At 60.6% G+C, this 14,257-nt stretch carries 12 protein-coding genes; 7 read left to right on the top strand and 5 right to left on the bottom strand.

Going from position 1 to position 14,257, the window contains the following annotated elements; genetic code table 11:
- Positions 1 to 11: 11 nt before the first annotated feature.
- Both HB376_RS14290 and HB376_RS14295 read right to left on the bottom strand, forming a co-directional pair.
- Positions 12 to 2,030 (bottom strand): AI-2E family transporter, encoded by a 2,019-nt coding sequence (locus tag HB376_RS14290; protein WP_213764311.1) that lies wholly within the window; start codon positions 2,028 to 2,030, stop codon positions 12 to 14.
- 286 nt (positions 2,031 to 2,316) lie between these two features.
- On the bottom strand, positions 2,317 to 4,824 hold the full coding sequence (locus HB376_RS14295) for a PAS domain-containing protein (protein ID WP_213764312.1): 2,508 nt from the start codon (positions 4,822 to 4,824) through the stop codon (positions 2,317 to 2,319).
- Positions 4,825 to 5,035: 211 nt separating this feature from the next.
- Here HB376_RS14295 and HB376_RS14300 point away from each other — a divergent pair, with 211 nt between their 5' ends.
- Positions 5,036 to 5,218: a DUF1289 domain-containing protein gene (locus HB376_RS14300; protein WP_213764313.1), complete on the top strand. Its 183-nt coding sequence runs from the start codon at positions 5,036 to 5,038 to the stop codon at positions 5,216 to 5,218.
- A 69-nt stretch (positions 5,219 to 5,287) separates the two neighbouring features.
- Complete coding sequence (locus tag HB376_RS14305) at positions 5,288 to 5,623, top strand: hypothetical protein (RefSeq protein WP_213764314.1); 336 nt, start codon at positions 5,288 to 5,290, stop codon at positions 5,621 to 5,623.
- A 57-nt stretch (positions 5,624 to 5,680) separates the two neighbouring features.
- Here the strand turns inward: HB376_RS14305 and HB376_RS14310 are convergent, their stop codons facing one another.
- Together HB376_RS14310 and HB376_RS14315 are read right to left on the bottom strand one after the other, a co-directional pair.
- On the bottom strand, positions 5,681 to 6,031 hold the full coding sequence (locus HB376_RS14310; protein WP_213764315.1) for a VOC family protein: 351 nt from the start codon (positions 6,029 to 6,031) through the stop codon (positions 5,681 to 5,683).
- A 26-nt stretch (positions 6,032 to 6,057) separates the two neighbouring features.
- Positions 6,058 to 6,570, bottom strand: a complete 513-nt coding sequence (locus HB376_RS14315) for a hypothetical protein (protein ID WP_213764316.1) — start codon at positions 6,568 to 6,570, stop codon at positions 6,058 to 6,060.
- A 380-nt stretch (positions 6,571 to 6,950) separates the two neighbouring features.
- On the opposite strand from HB376_RS14315, the gene HB376_RS14320 reads away from it, so the two are divergent.
- The 3 genes from HB376_RS14320 (at position 6,951) to HB376_RS14330 (ending at position 10,293) form a co-directional block, all read left to right on the top strand.
- On the top strand, positions 6,951 to 7,748 hold the full coding sequence (locus HB376_RS14320; RefSeq protein WP_213764317.1) for an SDR family oxidoreductase: 798 nt from the start codon (positions 6,951 to 6,953) through the stop codon (positions 7,746 to 7,748).
- 38 nt (positions 7,749 to 7,786) lie between these two features.
- Positions 7,787 to 8,719: a 3-keto-5-aminohexanoate cleavage protein gene (locus HB376_RS14325; protein WP_213764318.1), complete on the top strand. Its 933-nt coding sequence runs from the start codon at positions 7,787 to 7,789 to the stop codon at positions 8,717 to 8,719.
- 221 nt (positions 8,720 to 8,940) lie between these two features.
- Positions 8,941 to 10,293: an MFS transporter gene (locus tag HB376_RS14330; RefSeq protein WP_213764319.1), complete on the top strand. Its 1,353-nt coding sequence runs from the start codon at positions 8,941 to 8,943 to the stop codon at positions 10,291 to 10,293.
- Between the two features lie 419 nt (positions 10,294 to 10,712).
- Here HB376_RS14330 and serA read toward each other — a convergent pair whose 3' ends face one another.
- The gene (serA, locus tag HB376_RS14335) at positions 10,713 to 11,933 is read right to left on the bottom strand and encodes a phosphoglycerate dehydrogenase (protein WP_255631348.1); all 1,221 of its coding nucleotides are present in this window, start codon (positions 11,931 to 11,933) and stop codon (positions 10,713 to 10,715) included.
- A gap of 454 nt (positions 11,934 to 12,387) precedes the next feature.
- On the opposite strand from serA, the gene HB376_RS14340 reads away from it, so the two are divergent.
- Positions 12,388 to 13,305 (top strand): helix-turn-helix domain-containing protein, encoded by a 918-nt coding sequence (locus tag HB376_RS14340; RefSeq protein WP_255631337.1) that lies wholly within the window; start codon positions 12,388 to 12,390, stop codon positions 13,303 to 13,305.
- Between the two features lie 156 nt (positions 13,306 to 13,461).
- Positions 13,462 to 14,163 carry a fumarylacetoacetate hydrolase family protein gene (locus HB376_RS14345; RefSeq protein ID WP_213764321.1) on the top strand — a complete coding sequence of 234 codons (702 nt, stop codon included), beginning with the start codon at positions 13,462 to 13,464 and terminating at the stop codon, positions 14,161 to 14,163.
- The last annotated feature ends 94 nt before the right edge of the window (positions 14,164 to 14,257 follow it).

Consider the following 14,257-nt stretch of genomic DNA (forward strand, 5'->3'; position numbering starts at 1 on the left):
GAGCGAAACTCTCAAGCCCCCCGCAATACCGGAACGATGGGCGCCTTCCCCTTGGCGCTCTCAACCTCTCCCGACACAACCGCGTCCGGCGGATTCAGCCCCTCCCACGAAACGCCGTCGGTGGACTGCTGCCGTGCCGCGGCCACACATGCCTCGACCAACTCCTTGAACGACGTAGCCGCCGAGGTCTTGCGAATCACCGCCTCGCCTTCCAGCGCGCTCTCAGGCAGGACCAATCCCACGATCAGATCCGCTGCAGCCGCCCGCTGATGCAGCCGCCGCAGCAAATTGCGCAAATACGGCGGCGATTCGGCTGCATCGAACGAAATCACGCAGATCAGCGATACGCCCGTCAAGTCGACCTCGTCGAAGCGCGTGCGCGAAAACCGCTCGTAGGGCGCCAGATCCGCGCCCAGGCCATGCTTGCGGAACAGTTGAACCGCGATAGTCGCCGCCAGATCGTCAAGCACGCCGCGCCCCGCAATGCACAGCACGGACGCCGTATGGCCTTCGCGGGCGGCATCGAAGTGAGATGGCGGCGTTTCGTGCAGGATGCCGGCTTCGTTATCGGACATCTCCAGACTGGCCGGCGGGTCCTGCTCCTGCCTGACCGCCATCACCACGTCCTCCACCTCCTCGAGCCCTTCGACAATGTCCATCGCCGATTCGTTGATGCGCCGCAACTGGTCCGCGGTCACGACTCCGCGCAACACGTCGTTGTGCGCAATCCGCAAACCCTCCAGCGCGACTTCGTCGTAATACGCGCTGAGTGAGCGCTCCTTCAGCAGCGACTCGGCTTGCACGAGCGCTTCATCGGGATCGTTGGCGAGCAGCCGCTGATAGAAATTCTCCGCCGGCGTCAGCGCTGGACGGTCGCCGAACAGCACATCGAGGAATTCCAGCCGGTCCACGTGCCGCCCCAGAATCACCAGGCACAAGGTCAGCGGCGTCGATAAAACCAGCCCGATCGGTCCCCAGATCCAGCTCCAGAAAATCGCCGCAACGATCACCGCGAACGGCGAAAGGCCCGTGCTATGTCCATACAGCAGCGGTTCGACCACCTGCCCCGCGACCACGTCGGTCACGCCGAACAGGACGATGGTCCAGATCATCATCGACCAGCCGGGTCCGACGGCGGCCGCGAACACCACGGCCAGCAACGCCGCGATCCAGGTACCCACGTACGGCACGAAACGCAGCAAGCCGGTGAGCACGCCGAACAGCAACGCGCCGGGTACGCCGATGATCGCGAGCCCGACCGAGATGACAATGCCCACGCCCATGTTGATGCCGAGCTGCGCGAGGAAATAGCGGGACAGCCGGCGGGCGGCTTCGTCCATGGCGGTGGTCGCGCGATGCAGGTCGCGCGAGCCGAACAGCCGGATCAGCCGGTCGCGCAGGTCTTCTCGCTGCAACAAGATGAAGATGGCGACCACCAGCACGATGCCGGTGGTTTCCAGCGGACTGATCACCGGCGATAAAAATCGCTGCGCCAGCTCCACGGGCGATGGCGACGGTTCGTGCACTTCGACCGGCATCGGGGAATCGATAGGCGAGGCCGCGGGATTCTCTTCGTTCTTGCGAATCTCGTCCTGGCGATTCGGCGAAAGGCGCTTGAGCGCCGTCGCCGCTTTTCCCAGAAATGCATCGGCCCGGCCGATGGTCCTCTGCTGCACGGCGTCGATCTTGCGCTCCACCGCGACCTGATACTGCGGCAGGTCGCCGGCCAGTTGCGCCACCTGAGCGCCGATCAGCGCGCCAACAGCGGTCAGCACCGACAACGCCACCAGCACCGCCACGATCACCGACGGCACCTGTCCGAACTTCAGCCGCCGCAACAAGTCGACAAACGGCGCGACGAGAAAGCTCAACAAAACGGCGAGGATGATCGGAATCAGCACCGCGCGGCCGAAATACAACACGCAAATCACGACCACACCGGTAATTAACGATGTCAGCGCCCGCAAACCCGGTCCTTCGGGCGGCAAGACCGTGGTTGACGGCCGACGGGGCACGGGATCTGGATTCATGACATCGTTCTCGTTAGTGACGGGGTAAGGACATACAGGACGTTAAGGTCAGTGCGGATCAAAGGCAGCAACGCACTCGCTGGTCCGGGCAGGATCGCGGTGCGGGCGCGCGTTTTCCGTGTCTGGAGTGCTATGAGCCGGTGTCCGGCTGCTCGGGTATCGAAGGAACATCGACATGTCTGAGCAAGGGACATGCCATTTGCGCCGAAAGGTGAGCCTTTGCGGGAACAAAAAAGGTGAGTCTTTACAGGAGCACGGGCCACCCCGTAACGGCTGGTCGTCCGGGTTAGTCGTCCGTCAAGCCCAGCGTGACCATCCTGCGAATCCGGCTCGCCATGGATTCGAGCGTGAACGGCTTGGTAATCATTTCCATGCCGGTATCGAGGAAACCATTCGTGCGGGTCGCCGCTTCAGCGTAACCCGTCATGAAAAGCACTCTCAGCCTGGGCCGCGTCGCCCGCGCGGCGTCCGCCAGTTGCCGGCCGTTCAGCCCGGGAAGTCCGACGTCGGTCACCAGCAAGTCGATACGCGCAGGCGAATTGAGGATGGTCAATCCCGATGGGCCATCGAACGCTTCGAGCACCTGGTAATCCAGATCACGCAGGATCTCGCACACGAGCTCACGCACGGACTCGTCGTCTTCCACCACCAGGATCGCGTGCCGCCCGGCCGCACGATGCGCCTCGTTGAGTTCGCCGGCAATTTCCTGCGTGCCCGGATCGCCCGAAAAACGCGGCAGATACAGCCGGATCGTGGTGCCGGCGTCGGGCGCGCTGTCGATTGTCGCAATCCCGCCCGACTGCTTCGCAAAACCGTAAGCCATCGATAAACCCAGCCCCGTGCCCTGGCCCAGCGGTTTGGTCGTGTAGAACGGGTCGAAGGCGCGCGCCTTGACGTCGGCCGGCATGCCCGCGCCCGTATCCGACACCGATACCACCACGTAGGACCCCGGGGCCACATCCGGATGGCGCGCGGCGAAGTCGTGGCCGAGTTCCGCGTTACCGGTTTCAAGCGTCAGGCGGCCGCCTTCCGGCATGGCGTCGCGCGCGTTGATCGCGAAATTCAGCAGCGCGTTTTCAAGCTGGTTCACGTCGCAGCGCGTGAGCCAGAGATGCGGGTTCGGCACCACGCGCGTATCGATCGCTTCGCCCATCGTGCGCTTGAGCAGATCGTCGATGGAATGCAGCAGCTCGTCCGCGTTCACCGGCTTCGGGTCGAGCGGCTGACGCCGCGAAAACGCCAGCAGCCGGTGCGTGAGCGATGCCGCCCGGTTTGCCGCACCGGTCGCCATTGAAATGAACCGGTCGATGTCGTTTGTCCGGCCGAGCTGGGTGTATCGGCGGATCAGTTCGAGCGGCCCCGTGATGCCTTGCAGGAGATTGTTGAAATCGTGCGCAATCCCGCCCGTCAGTTGCCCGAGCGCCTCCATTTTCTGCGCCTGGCGCAGCGCTTCCTCGGTTTGCTGAAGCGCTCGCTGAGTCTCCTTTTCGCTGGTGACGTCGCGGCCGTTGCCATAAAGCGCGTCGCCTTCGGGCGCGGCAACCCACGATACCCATCGATACGAGCCGTCCTTGTGACGGTTGCGATTCTCAAACCGCACCAGCCCCGACCGGGCCGCCGAAAGCAGCGCGGCTTCGGTGGCCTCCACGTCGTCGGGATGAACGATTTCCGCGAACGACTTGCCGATCAGCTCGTCCTCGCGGAAGCCGAGAATATCGGTCCAGGCTGGATTGACGGCGCGCAGCACGCCCGCGCTGCTCGCGACAATGAACAGGTCGCGCGAATTGCGCCAGATGCTGTTGCGCTCGCGGGTGCGGGCGTCGACTTCGGCGGCCAGTGAATCGTTCAGGCGCCGCAATTGCGTCTCGCTGACACGCAGGCGTTCTTCAAAGCGCTTATGCCCGGTGATGTCGTAAGTCACGCCGAGATAACGCAAACCGCCCGCACTGTCTTCAATCGCTTCGCCACGGCGAGCCATCCAGCGCTCCTCGCCGTTGTCGGGGCGGCGAATCCGGTACTCCAGATAATCGAGCGCACCGGCAGGCATGTCGAGATGGCCGGCGCGTACGCGCTCGCGGTCATCGGGATGCACGAATTCCAGCAGGTCGTCGAGACGGTATTCATGACGGGGCGTCAAACCCCATTGCCAGCACAGTTCTTCGGACACCGCCAACCGCCCGTCATGCGGAAATATCTCGAAGGTGCCGATCCCGCCCGCCTGCTGCGCAATACGCAGACGCTCTTCGCTTTCGCGCAATGCCCGATCGCTCGCATGGCGCTCGATGGCGAGCGCTGTCACGCTCGCCACTTGCGCGATGTCGTCCAGTTCCTCCGGCGATGGCGTTTTCGGAACCGAGTAATAGTTGGCGAAGGTACCGAGCAGCCGGCCGTCGGCCGCGTGTATGGGCATGGACCAGCAGGCGCGCAGGTCGTACTGCCGGGCAATATCGCGAAACGCTGCCCAGACCGGATCAGTCTGGATATCTTCCACAATCACCGGCTCACCGCGGAACGCCGCCGCCCCGCACGACCCCATCAGCGGCCCGAATTCGAGGCCATCCACGATGCGGTTGTAATCATCGGGCAAACTCGGCGCAGCGCCGTGAACCAGGCGCTTCCCTGTGGCATCAACGAGCAGCACGGAGGCGCGCAACGGCTGTTCAGAGCGGTTTTCCACTCGATGCACCACATGCTCGAGCACCTCGCGCAACGGCATGCCTGCAACGACGCGCCCGAGCACGGCCCGCTCGAATTCAAGCTGGCTTAGCGTGGAAAACAAAAGGGGTTTCTGCATGGTCGTCAAGCAAAAGCCGGTATGTCGGGCACAGTGCAACGAGCGAAGTGTTCCAAATCTTAGCACCCGGTATCGCCGGATCTCCGGTTGCCTTTTAAGCACAGCACGGGGCGCGCCTATTGTCCCCATCCAGATTATGTTTTAGGCCCACGGGCATGCATCGTGCGAGATTTATGGCGTTGAAATAAAGCGTACGCGCACTGGATTTGTAATGGCTGTGGAGTCGCCCTGCATCAATATCTGCAAATTCGATGGCAAAACCGGGCTATGCACGGGTTGCTTGCGAACCAGGGACGAATGCAAGCAATGGAAAAAACTGAAGAACAAAACCCGGACAAAAATTATTGATGACCGGCCCAAACGCGCGGCTAAGCTTAAGAAAGCGACACGATAAAAACGCGTGCCTGATTGACGCGACAAGACGACAAGGACACGAAAACCCACTTACTCAGGGAGTTCAGTCATGACCATCATCGTTAGGTTGAAACGCGTTTTATCGGTTTGCGCAGCCGTGCTCGTTACATCGTTTGCCACTCAAGCGGTCTATGCGCAAACCACGAGCACGGGTTTGAGTCCGAATGACGACTTGCACGCACCGGCTAACAGCACGAGATTGATGCCGAACGCGCCGCTGGGCAGCGAATATCCGACGCACGGCAATCGGCAAGCGGGTGAGATGAACCTGAATCCGACCGATCCGCGCGCGCAGTTGAGCAACGGCTTGCCCAATAACGCGCAAAGCGGTGGTTATGGCTCACCGCTGGCAGGGAACAAGTCGAATGTGCCGCAGGGGTACTAGGTTTCCAGGTTTGCGGTTCGATGTTGAAGGCCGCGGTCGCTCGCCAAGGTGGTCAGTTCAGGTATGCGCAAGAACATTGACGAGCTTGCCGAACGGATCGCGGACATAGAAACGTCGGACGCCCCAGGGTTCATCGACAGGTCCGTATTCAATGGGGAAACCCGCGTCTTTCATGCGATCGAAAGCGGCGTCCACGTCATCCACCTCAATCGACAGGTCCGGCACCGGCGTGCCGGATCCGCCCTCCGAGGCCACGCTGACCTGAACGCTCATGACTCTCTCGGAACCAAAAGTCTGAATCCAGCCGTGATCCATCAGCAAATCCAGACCCAGCACGTCCTGATAGAAACGGCGGGCTTGGGTAACGTCCTGCGTGCCAATGTTGGCGACTATTCGCTTGACCTTCATCTCACCTCCTTTCCTGATCTTCGACTTTACGGCGCCAAGGGGGGATACGGTAAAGGTTTCGTCCTGGGATCAGTGGTCATGTTGTCGATAACCTTGTCGACATCCGCCGTTTTCGCCAGCTCGGAGAGGAATTTGTCCCGGTCGAAAGCGGGCGATACACAACCTTGCACGTAGATAAACCTGCGCTGCAACATCAACCATAACGATGATTGTTCGCGCCAGTGCGTAGCGATATTGATCGTGCTGAGCCGACGTTGAACCGCTTCGGCTATCTCGGCATCGTAGCGATACGAATTCGACAAACGACACCGACCCTCCACCCAGCAGCTATTACCGCGCTCGATCCGGTAATGCGCTTCGCTTACCCATTCCTGCTCTGTCTCCAACGGTCCCAGAGGAACTGGACATTCAGGAATTGCTTTGGAAATCTGGAAAAACGGATCGTTTCCGCGGTTAGTGCGCAGGTCATCGGCAAGCGCCGGCTGGCTTGCTATCGATGCCAACAAACACCAGACGCAGAGTTGAATAAGCGATCGCATTTTCCTGTGTTTCTGAGCGGCTGCCTGGAGACCACATTAAAAGGCTGCCTTAGGCGCCGTAACGAATATAACCGATCGATTCAGCCCATCGGACCACGCAACCATGCGACTCGCAGGGACTTCCCTTCCTGCTTCCTTCAGCGTTTTCCCTATGTCACTGCGCGTTGACATTCTTCCCGACAACGACCAAACTTGCCCGCAAGTGTGATCACACATCACAACTAGCTTTATCGACGATACGGCGTGTAGGCGCGTCCTCGCCGTGAATGTGGGCTGCCCGAGAGCGCTGCGCGGCTCACTCGACTATCAGGATCACTAATTAAGTGGAACAACGACAGGCGACCTGACGTTGCCCGAACCATGACTGAAGAGGAAAAACAATGAGCGTTTTAAACATGCTTCAACCGCGTTCGGGCTTGCGTGTATTGGTGACCGGCGGCGGTTCAGGCATCGGCCTTGTCATCGCCCGGGCGTTCGCCGAAGCGGGTGCCCGCGTGCACGTCTGCGATGCAAGCCAGCAGGCGCTCGACGCGTTGCGTTCGGACCGGGCCAATGAAGCCATCTCCACCACGCTCGCCGACGTCTCCGATAAAACCGCGGTCGCCCGCGTATTCGCCGACGTGGAAAGCAAGCTCGGCGGCCTCGATGTGCTGCTCAATAACGCGGGGATTGCAGGCCCGACTGGCGGTATCGATGAGATGGATGTGGAGCAGTGGGAGCAGACCGTCGCGATCAACCTCAACGCGCAGTTTTACTTCGCGCGCCTCGCGGTGCCGCTGCTCAAGAAGTCCACGCACGGCGGCGCGATCATCGCGATGTCTTCCGTGGCGGGAAGACTCGGTTATGCATTCCGTACGCCCTATTCCGCCACCAAGTGGGCGCTCGTCGGCCTCACCAAAAGCCTCGCAATCGAACTGGGACCGCACGGCATTCGCGTCAACGCAATCCAGCCGGGCATTGTGCGCGGGCCGCGCATGGAGCGCGTGATTGCCGCTCGCGCCGAGCAGCTCGGCTTGTCCTACCCCGAGATGGAAGCGAAGTATCTGGAAAAAATCTCGTTGCGACGCATGACGACGCAAGAAGAAATCGCGGCAACCGCGCTGTTCCTTTGTTCGCCGGGCGGCAGCGGCATCTCCGGCCAGTCAATCTCCGTGTGCGGCAACGTCGAAGTGCTCTGACACGCTTTCTCGCTCTCCCATTCTTGAAGGAATTCACCTTGGCCTCAACCCGCAAAGTCATCATTACCTGCGCGCCGACAGGCGCCATCCATACACCGTCGATGTCGCCCTACCTGCCGGTCACGCCGCAGGAAATTGGCGATGCCGCGCTCGCCGCCGCGGAAGCCGGTGCCGCAATCCTGCATCTGCACGCTCGCGATCCGAAGGACGGCCGGCCGACGCAAGACCCGGCCGTGTTCTCGGAGTTCCTGCCGCGCATCAAGGCCAACACCGACGCAGTCATCAACCTGACAAGCGGCGGCAGTCCGCATATGACCGTGGCGGAACGGCTTCGCCCCGCCCATCATTTCAAGCCGGAAATAGCGTCGCTGAACATGGGCTCGATGAACTTCGGCCTGTATCCGATGCTCGACCGCTTCAAGGACCTCAAGCACGATTGGGAACGCGAACATCTCGCCAACAGCCGCGACCTGGTCTTCAAGAATACGTTCAAGGACATCGAGTTCATCCTGACTTCGTGCGGCGCGAACGGCACCCGCTTCGAGTTCGAGTGCTACGACATTTCGCATCTGTACAACCTGGCCCATTTCGTCGAACGCCAGCTCGCCAAACCGCCGTTCTTTATCCAGAGCGTATTTGGCTTGCTCGGCGGTATCGGGGCCCATCCGGAAGACCTGATGCATATGCGCCGCACCGCCGACCGGCTGTTCGGCAAGGATTACGTCTGGTCGATTCTCGGCGCCGGCCGCAACCAGATTCCGCTTGCGACGTTAGGCGTGGCGCAAGGCGCGAATGTTCGCGTGGGCCTTGAGGATTCGCTGTGGATCGGGCCCGGCCAGCTGGCTGAATCGAGTGCGGCGCAAGTGCGCAAGATCCGGCAGGTGATTGAAGGGCTGTCGCTCGAGGTCGCTACACCGCAGGAAGCGCGCGCCATGCTCGGACTCAAGGGCGCCGACAACGTGAATTTCTGAGCTGGGTTTCACCGGCCTGTTCACTTTCACAACAAAAAAATCAGCAGGAGACAAAGACGATGCGGATCGAAGGAAAGAACATCAGCAGCACTGGAAGCGGCGACATTGGCAACAAGCGGCCGCTTCGCCGATGTCCAGGTGTGCACGCCCCATGCACCCCAGGCGCTCAACGCTTGTTCACTGGACGCCTGGCGTTCCGTCGATCCTGATCGGAGTTTTCCATGTCAAGACCTCTAGCAAAATCGCCGTCCGCCACGCCGCTCGCGCACGCGGCCGTCACGCAGTTGATGATCCGCAAGCTGATGCCGCTGCTTGTTATCGTCTATGTGATCAGCTTTCTCGATCGTACGAATATTGCGCTCGCCAAGCATTCGATGAGCGTGGATCTGGGCCTGTCCGCTGCTGCCTACGGGCTCGGTGCAGGATTGTTTTTCCTGTCGTATGCGCTCCTCGAAATCCCGAGTAATCTGATCATGCATCGGGTCGGTGCGCGCATGTGGATCACGCGGATCATGATCACCTGGGGCCTGCTCTCCATCGCAATGGCGTTCGTGCGCGGGGAGACATCGTTCTACGTGCTGCGCTTGCTGCTCGGCGCCGCCGAAGCCGGTTTGTTTCCCGGCGTGATGCTGTACCTCACCTACTGGTTCAATCGCGAGGAACGGGCGCGCGCCACGGGCTATTTCCTGCTCGGCGTGTGTCTGGCCAACATTGTCGGCGGACCGCTTGGCGGTGCGTTGCTCGAGCTCGACGGCCTGCTCGGATGGCACGGCTGGCAGTGGTTATTCGTTGTCGAAGGGCTGCCTGCGGTATTGCTGGCATTCGTCGTGTGGAAGGTATTGCCGGATGGACCTGCGTCGGCACGATGGTTATCGAAGGAACAGGTTGAAGGGCTCGAACGCCGCCTCGCGGCTGAACGCGAAAGCCAGGCAAGCGGTGGCCGCGGTAGCCACTCGCTGCGCAGCGTGATCGGCGACAAACAAGTGTGGCTCGCGATCTTCGTGTACTTCTGCCACCAGCTCACCATCTACACGACGATCTTCTTTTTGCCAGGCATCATTGGCGCGTCGGGGCATTTTTCGCCCTTCGCTATCGGCGTGCTGACGGCCTTGCCATGGATCGCCGCGGCTATCGGCGCCGCCACCGTTCCACGCTTCGCCAGCACGTCTTCCCGCAGCCGGCAGATCCTGACCGGCGGGCTGATCGTGATGGCGGCTGGCCTCGTGATCGCCGCGTATTCGACGCCGGTCATCGGACTGCTCGGCGTGTGCGTATCCGCGTTCATGTTTTTTGTGGTGCAGTCGATCATCTTCACGTTTCCGTCGTCGCGCTTCAACGGCCCGGCACTGGCCGGCGGGCTCGCACTGGTCAACTCATGCGGCCTGCTGGGCGGCTTCGTGGGACCGACGGTCATGGGACTGATCGAGCAGTCGACCGGCAACCCCATGAACGGCCTGGTGATCCTCGCGGTAGCGCTTTTCATTGCAGCACTATGCAGCCTGCGATTGCGTCACGGCGCCGAGGACCGCGCAACATCCACCGATGGCAGGCCCGCAACGGGTAAGGCGATCTGACGGTTATTGGTGAGGGTATTCCGGACCGCTCGTCTCTGCGAGCGGTTCGTCCTTCGTTGCGCACCCGGGCAAGATGTTCGCCTTTTTATTTTTTGAAACATCCGCGCCCAATTACGCAATCTCTTGACGCGTTGGCCGATGGCAAATCGTATCAGGTCGTGGCTGCCCGGCACATGCACGGATTATTAGTAAGCCTAACTTTTTGGTGCGCTTGGTACGAGTGGGCGTGATACGGGAATCTGATTTTAAGTCACATCGTGTCGGGCGACCCTGTGCAATAAGCTAAACACCCCGACGCTTATCGACACGAAGCGTGGTCATTCTCATCTTCACGCGGCCGACCTTGGCATTGATCATGCACTTGGACGGGACCGGCGCCTGCTGCCCGGCAGAACGCAGGTCCCTTGCATGACGCCGGATTATTTGACCAGCAAGCGCGTTCGGATAAAGCCAGGTTCGCGCGCCAGCATCTGTATCAACTCGCTGGATGGCGTTCTATCCAGGTCCGTTACCACGTAGCCGGTCTCGCCCTGCGTCTGCAGATGCTGAGCGACGATATTGGCCCCCTCCCCCGCAAGCCGCGTGTTGAGCGTCGCCAGCGCACCGGGCGCATTGCCGTGGACGTTGAGCAGACGCGCCGGCGCGTCCAGCGGCCCCGGATTGACGTGCGGAAAATTGACCGATCCCACGGTGTCGCCGGTCGTTAAAAACGAAATGAGTTTCGTCGCGACTTCGGTCCCGATGTTCTCCTGCGCTTCCTCCGTGCTGCCGCCCACATGGGGTGTCAGGATCACGTTCGGCAAATGCTGAAGCACGCTCTTGAAGATATCCGCATTGGTCTTGGGCTCTTCCGGGAATACGTCGATAGCAGCACCACCCAGCCGCTTCGCCTGCAGCGCTTGCGCGAGTGCATCGATATCAACCACCGAACCGCGCGATGCATTGATCAGGATCGCGCCGGGTTTGAAGCACACGAGCGTTGTCTCGTCGATCATGCGGCTCGTCTGAGCCGTTGCGGGCACGTGGAGCGTCACCACGTCGGCATGGGCGACCGCGTCGGCGAGCGATTGTGCCGCGCGGGCGGAACCCAGCGAGAGCCGCGCCTGCACGTCGTAATACACCACGCGCATTCCCATGGCTTCGGCAAGCACGCCGACCTGCGAGCCGATGTTTCCATACCCTACTATCGCAATGGTCTTCCCGCGCGTCTCGAACGATCCGCTTGCGCCCTTGGCCCACGTTCCGGCATGCGCCAGCACGCTCTTCTCGGGCACGCGGCGCAGCAACAGGATAGCTTCGGCGATCACCAGTTCAGCGACCGAGCGTGTGTTCGAAAACGGCGCGTTGAAAACAGGAATTCCTGCGTTCGCGGCCGCGTTCAGATCGACCTGGGACGTTCCAATGCAGAAACAACCTATTGCGAGCAGATGACGCGCGGCATCGATTTCCTCACGCCTAAGATGCGTTGCCGAACGAATCCCGACCAGGTTATGCGCCTGAAGCGCACTCGTTAAATCCATGCCGGCGAGCGCGCCCGCGCGGCGCTCGACCTCCAGTTTCGCTTCGCTGAAACGCGCGACAGCGGTGTCGTGGATATTTTCGAGTAGAAGAACAGAGGTCATAGAACGCTTATGTGTCAGTGACGTGGGCCATTCATATGCCCAGCAGGTGGTGTCCGGGTAACATTCGCAATTTCGTCGCGCTCGATCACGCCGGACGAATCGACGCCCAATCTTCAAACGTCACGATGATGTTACCGCTTGCCGGGCATTCGTATTTTCTACCCTACTGTCCATGGGGCCTTTGCACTTGCGCGTCCTTTCGGATCACGTTATCTGCGGGCTAAAGGCAGCTCGTCGGGCGAAGCGGTATGCTTGACGCTTGTTTCTTGGGAATCGGACTGGTATCGGACGCGGATCGTCGGTGCGCCTTAAGCCGACGCCGATCAGACCGGCTAAGACAAACCAACGCTATTTTCCTTACGATGGCCAACACGCATTCCTTACCCACGATTGCGGCATTCCGTCGTCTCTCGAGCAATGAACCGTTGAGAGCGTCAGCCTTTCTGCAGAACCTGCACAGGAGTTGGTGCCAATGAGCGCACTCGCCAAACGTACGTCCCGGACCTATGCGATGCCCGAGCGCAGCGATCGCCTCGACTTCTACATTCGCGACCAGACCTTGCGCTCGGCGATCACGGAACCGCACAAGCACGACTACTTCCAGATCCAGATCAATCTGGGCGGCGACACGAAGCAGCAGATCGGCGACGTAACGCGTCCGTTCCCAACCGGTTCAATCGCGTTCATCGCGCCTCACCGGGTGCACATGATTCCGCACCCTGAACACTCGCGGTTCATCGTGATCAATTTCGCGCTGGACTTCCTTGGCCTGGATGTCGATGCAGTCGATGGCCGGATCGACCTGGGCAGTATTCCCATCATCCGGTTTCCGGAGCTGGCACCCTTTCGCTTCCAAGATGAAACAGATTTCAAGCTGACGGGCTCCGATCTGGCTGAAGTCGAACGCATCGTTATCCTCATGATGGAGATAGATAGTGCGCGCGGGTTTGGTGCGACGAGCCGGCTTCGTGGTTACCTCCTGCAATTGATCGGACTGGTTTGTGCAAGATATGCGGAGCCGCTTATGCAACTGGCGGCGCTCGGCGAACGCGCAGTCAGCCGCCGCGACTCCATCAGCAAAGTGATGCGCCATGTCCTGGAGCACCTGGAAGACGACACGCTTTCGCTGGGGTCGGCCGCACACGCCGCGGCGTTGACTCCCGGCTATGTAGCCCGTCTGATGAAAAAGGAGACTGGCAGGACGTTTGTGCAATGGGTAACGGATCAAAGAATCAATCGGGCGAAAACATTGCTTGCAGACGATACCCGCCGTGTGAAGGACATCGCATTCGTGGTCGGCTTTCGCGACGAGGCTTATTTCACCCGACGTTTTCGGCAGGCGGTGGGGGCATCGCCGACAGAATACCGCGCGTCGCAATTCGAGCTATAGGCTCTTGCGCAGCCTTTCACTAGCGCGGCTTGGAATAGAGCAATTTAATCCAGGACGTAGGGCGGATTCGTCCTGCACGGAAGGTTAGCCGAGGCATATTGTTGGGGGTGTCGCAGTGGTCTGCGCCAAACAACCTCCACCTTCGAGTTCGCCGATATGACCGAATACGTCTTCCCCGCCCCTCAAACTGTCGTTGTGCCCGTCGCCGGCTCGAACGCCTCCTTCGCGGTACGCCGCGTCTTTTGCGTAGGGCGCAATTACGCCGATCATGCGCGCGAGATGGGAGCCAACCCTGACCGCGAGCCGCCATTCTTCTTTACGAAACCCGCCGACGCTGTCGTGCCCGCAACGGGAACACTCGCATACCCGATGCTCACCGAGGACCTGCATCACGAGATAGAGATGGTGATTGCCATCGGAAAAGAGGGACGAGAAATCGAGCCGAAGGATGCACTGTCGTACATATTCGGCTACTCCGTTGGCGTGGACCTCACGCGGCGCGACCTGCAAGCGGTCGCAAAGAAGATGAGCCGGCCGTGGGACTGGGCCAAGGCCTTCGACGAATCCGCGCCGGTCACGGCTATCCGTCCTGCGACGGAAATCGGTCATCCGGAAAGTGGCCGCATCTGGTTGTCGGTCAATGGCGAGACACGGCAAACGGGTGATCTCGGCGACTTGATCTGGCGGGTTGCGGACATCATCAGCCAGGTTTCCAGAGCGGTTGTCATCAAGCCCGGTGATCTGATTTTCACCGGCACGCCTGCGGGCGTCGGGGCGTTGAAGCCCGGCGATAAGGTCGCTGGCGGTGTCGATGGTATTGCTGATTTCCACTTTGAGATCGGCAAGGTTCTGCGCTGAAGTGAACATTGATCGCTTAGCCTGAGTAGTCCATCCGTACGCTCTACTTATCAACGTACGGTTTTCCTGGCTCAGGTCCGAGGGGAAGCCAGCA

It is taken from the genome of Caballeronia sp. dw_19 (assembly GCF_018449515.1).
Classification (GTDB): domain Bacteria; phylum Pseudomonadota; class Gammaproteobacteria; order Burkholderiales; family Burkholderiaceae; genus Caballeronia.

Coding starts and splice junctions, on each gene's coding strand:
- HB376_RS14290 (WP_213764311.1), bottom strand. CDS start 2,030: ATGAATCCAGATCCCGTGCCCCGTCGGCCGTCAACCACGGTCTTGCCG.
- HB376_RS14295 (WP_213764312.1), bottom strand. CDS start 4,824: ATGCAGAAACCCCTTTTGTTTTCCACGCTAAGCCAGCTTGAATTCGAG.
- HB376_RS14300 (WP_213764313.1), top strand. CDS start 5,036: ATGGCTGTGGAGTCGCCCTGCATCAATATCTGCAAATTCGATGGCAAA.
- HB376_RS14305 (WP_213764314.1), top strand. CDS start 5,288: ATGACCATCATCGTTAGGTTGAAACGCGTTTTATCGGTTTGCGCAGCC.
- HB376_RS14310 (WP_213764315.1), bottom strand. CDS start 6,031: ATGAAGGTCAAGCGAATAGTCGCCAACATTGGCACGCAGGACGTTACC.
- HB376_RS14315 (WP_213764316.1), bottom strand. CDS start 6,570: ATGCGATCGCTTATTCAACTCTGCGTCTGGTGTTTGTTGGCATCGATA.
- HB376_RS14320 (WP_213764317.1), top strand. CDS start 6,951: ATGAGCGTTTTAAACATGCTTCAACCGCGTTCGGGCTTGCGTGTATTG.
- HB376_RS14330 (WP_213764319.1), top strand. CDS start 8,941: ATGTCAAGACCTCTAGCAAAATCGCCGTCCGCCACGCCGCTCGCGCAC.
- HB376_RS14340 (WP_255631337.1), top strand. CDS start 12,388: ATGAGCGCACTCGCCAAACGTACGTCCCGGACCTATGCGATGCCCGAG.
- HB376_RS14345 (WP_213764321.1), top strand. CDS start 13,462: ATGACCGAATACGTCTTCCCCGCCCCTCAAACTGTCGTTGTGCCCGTC.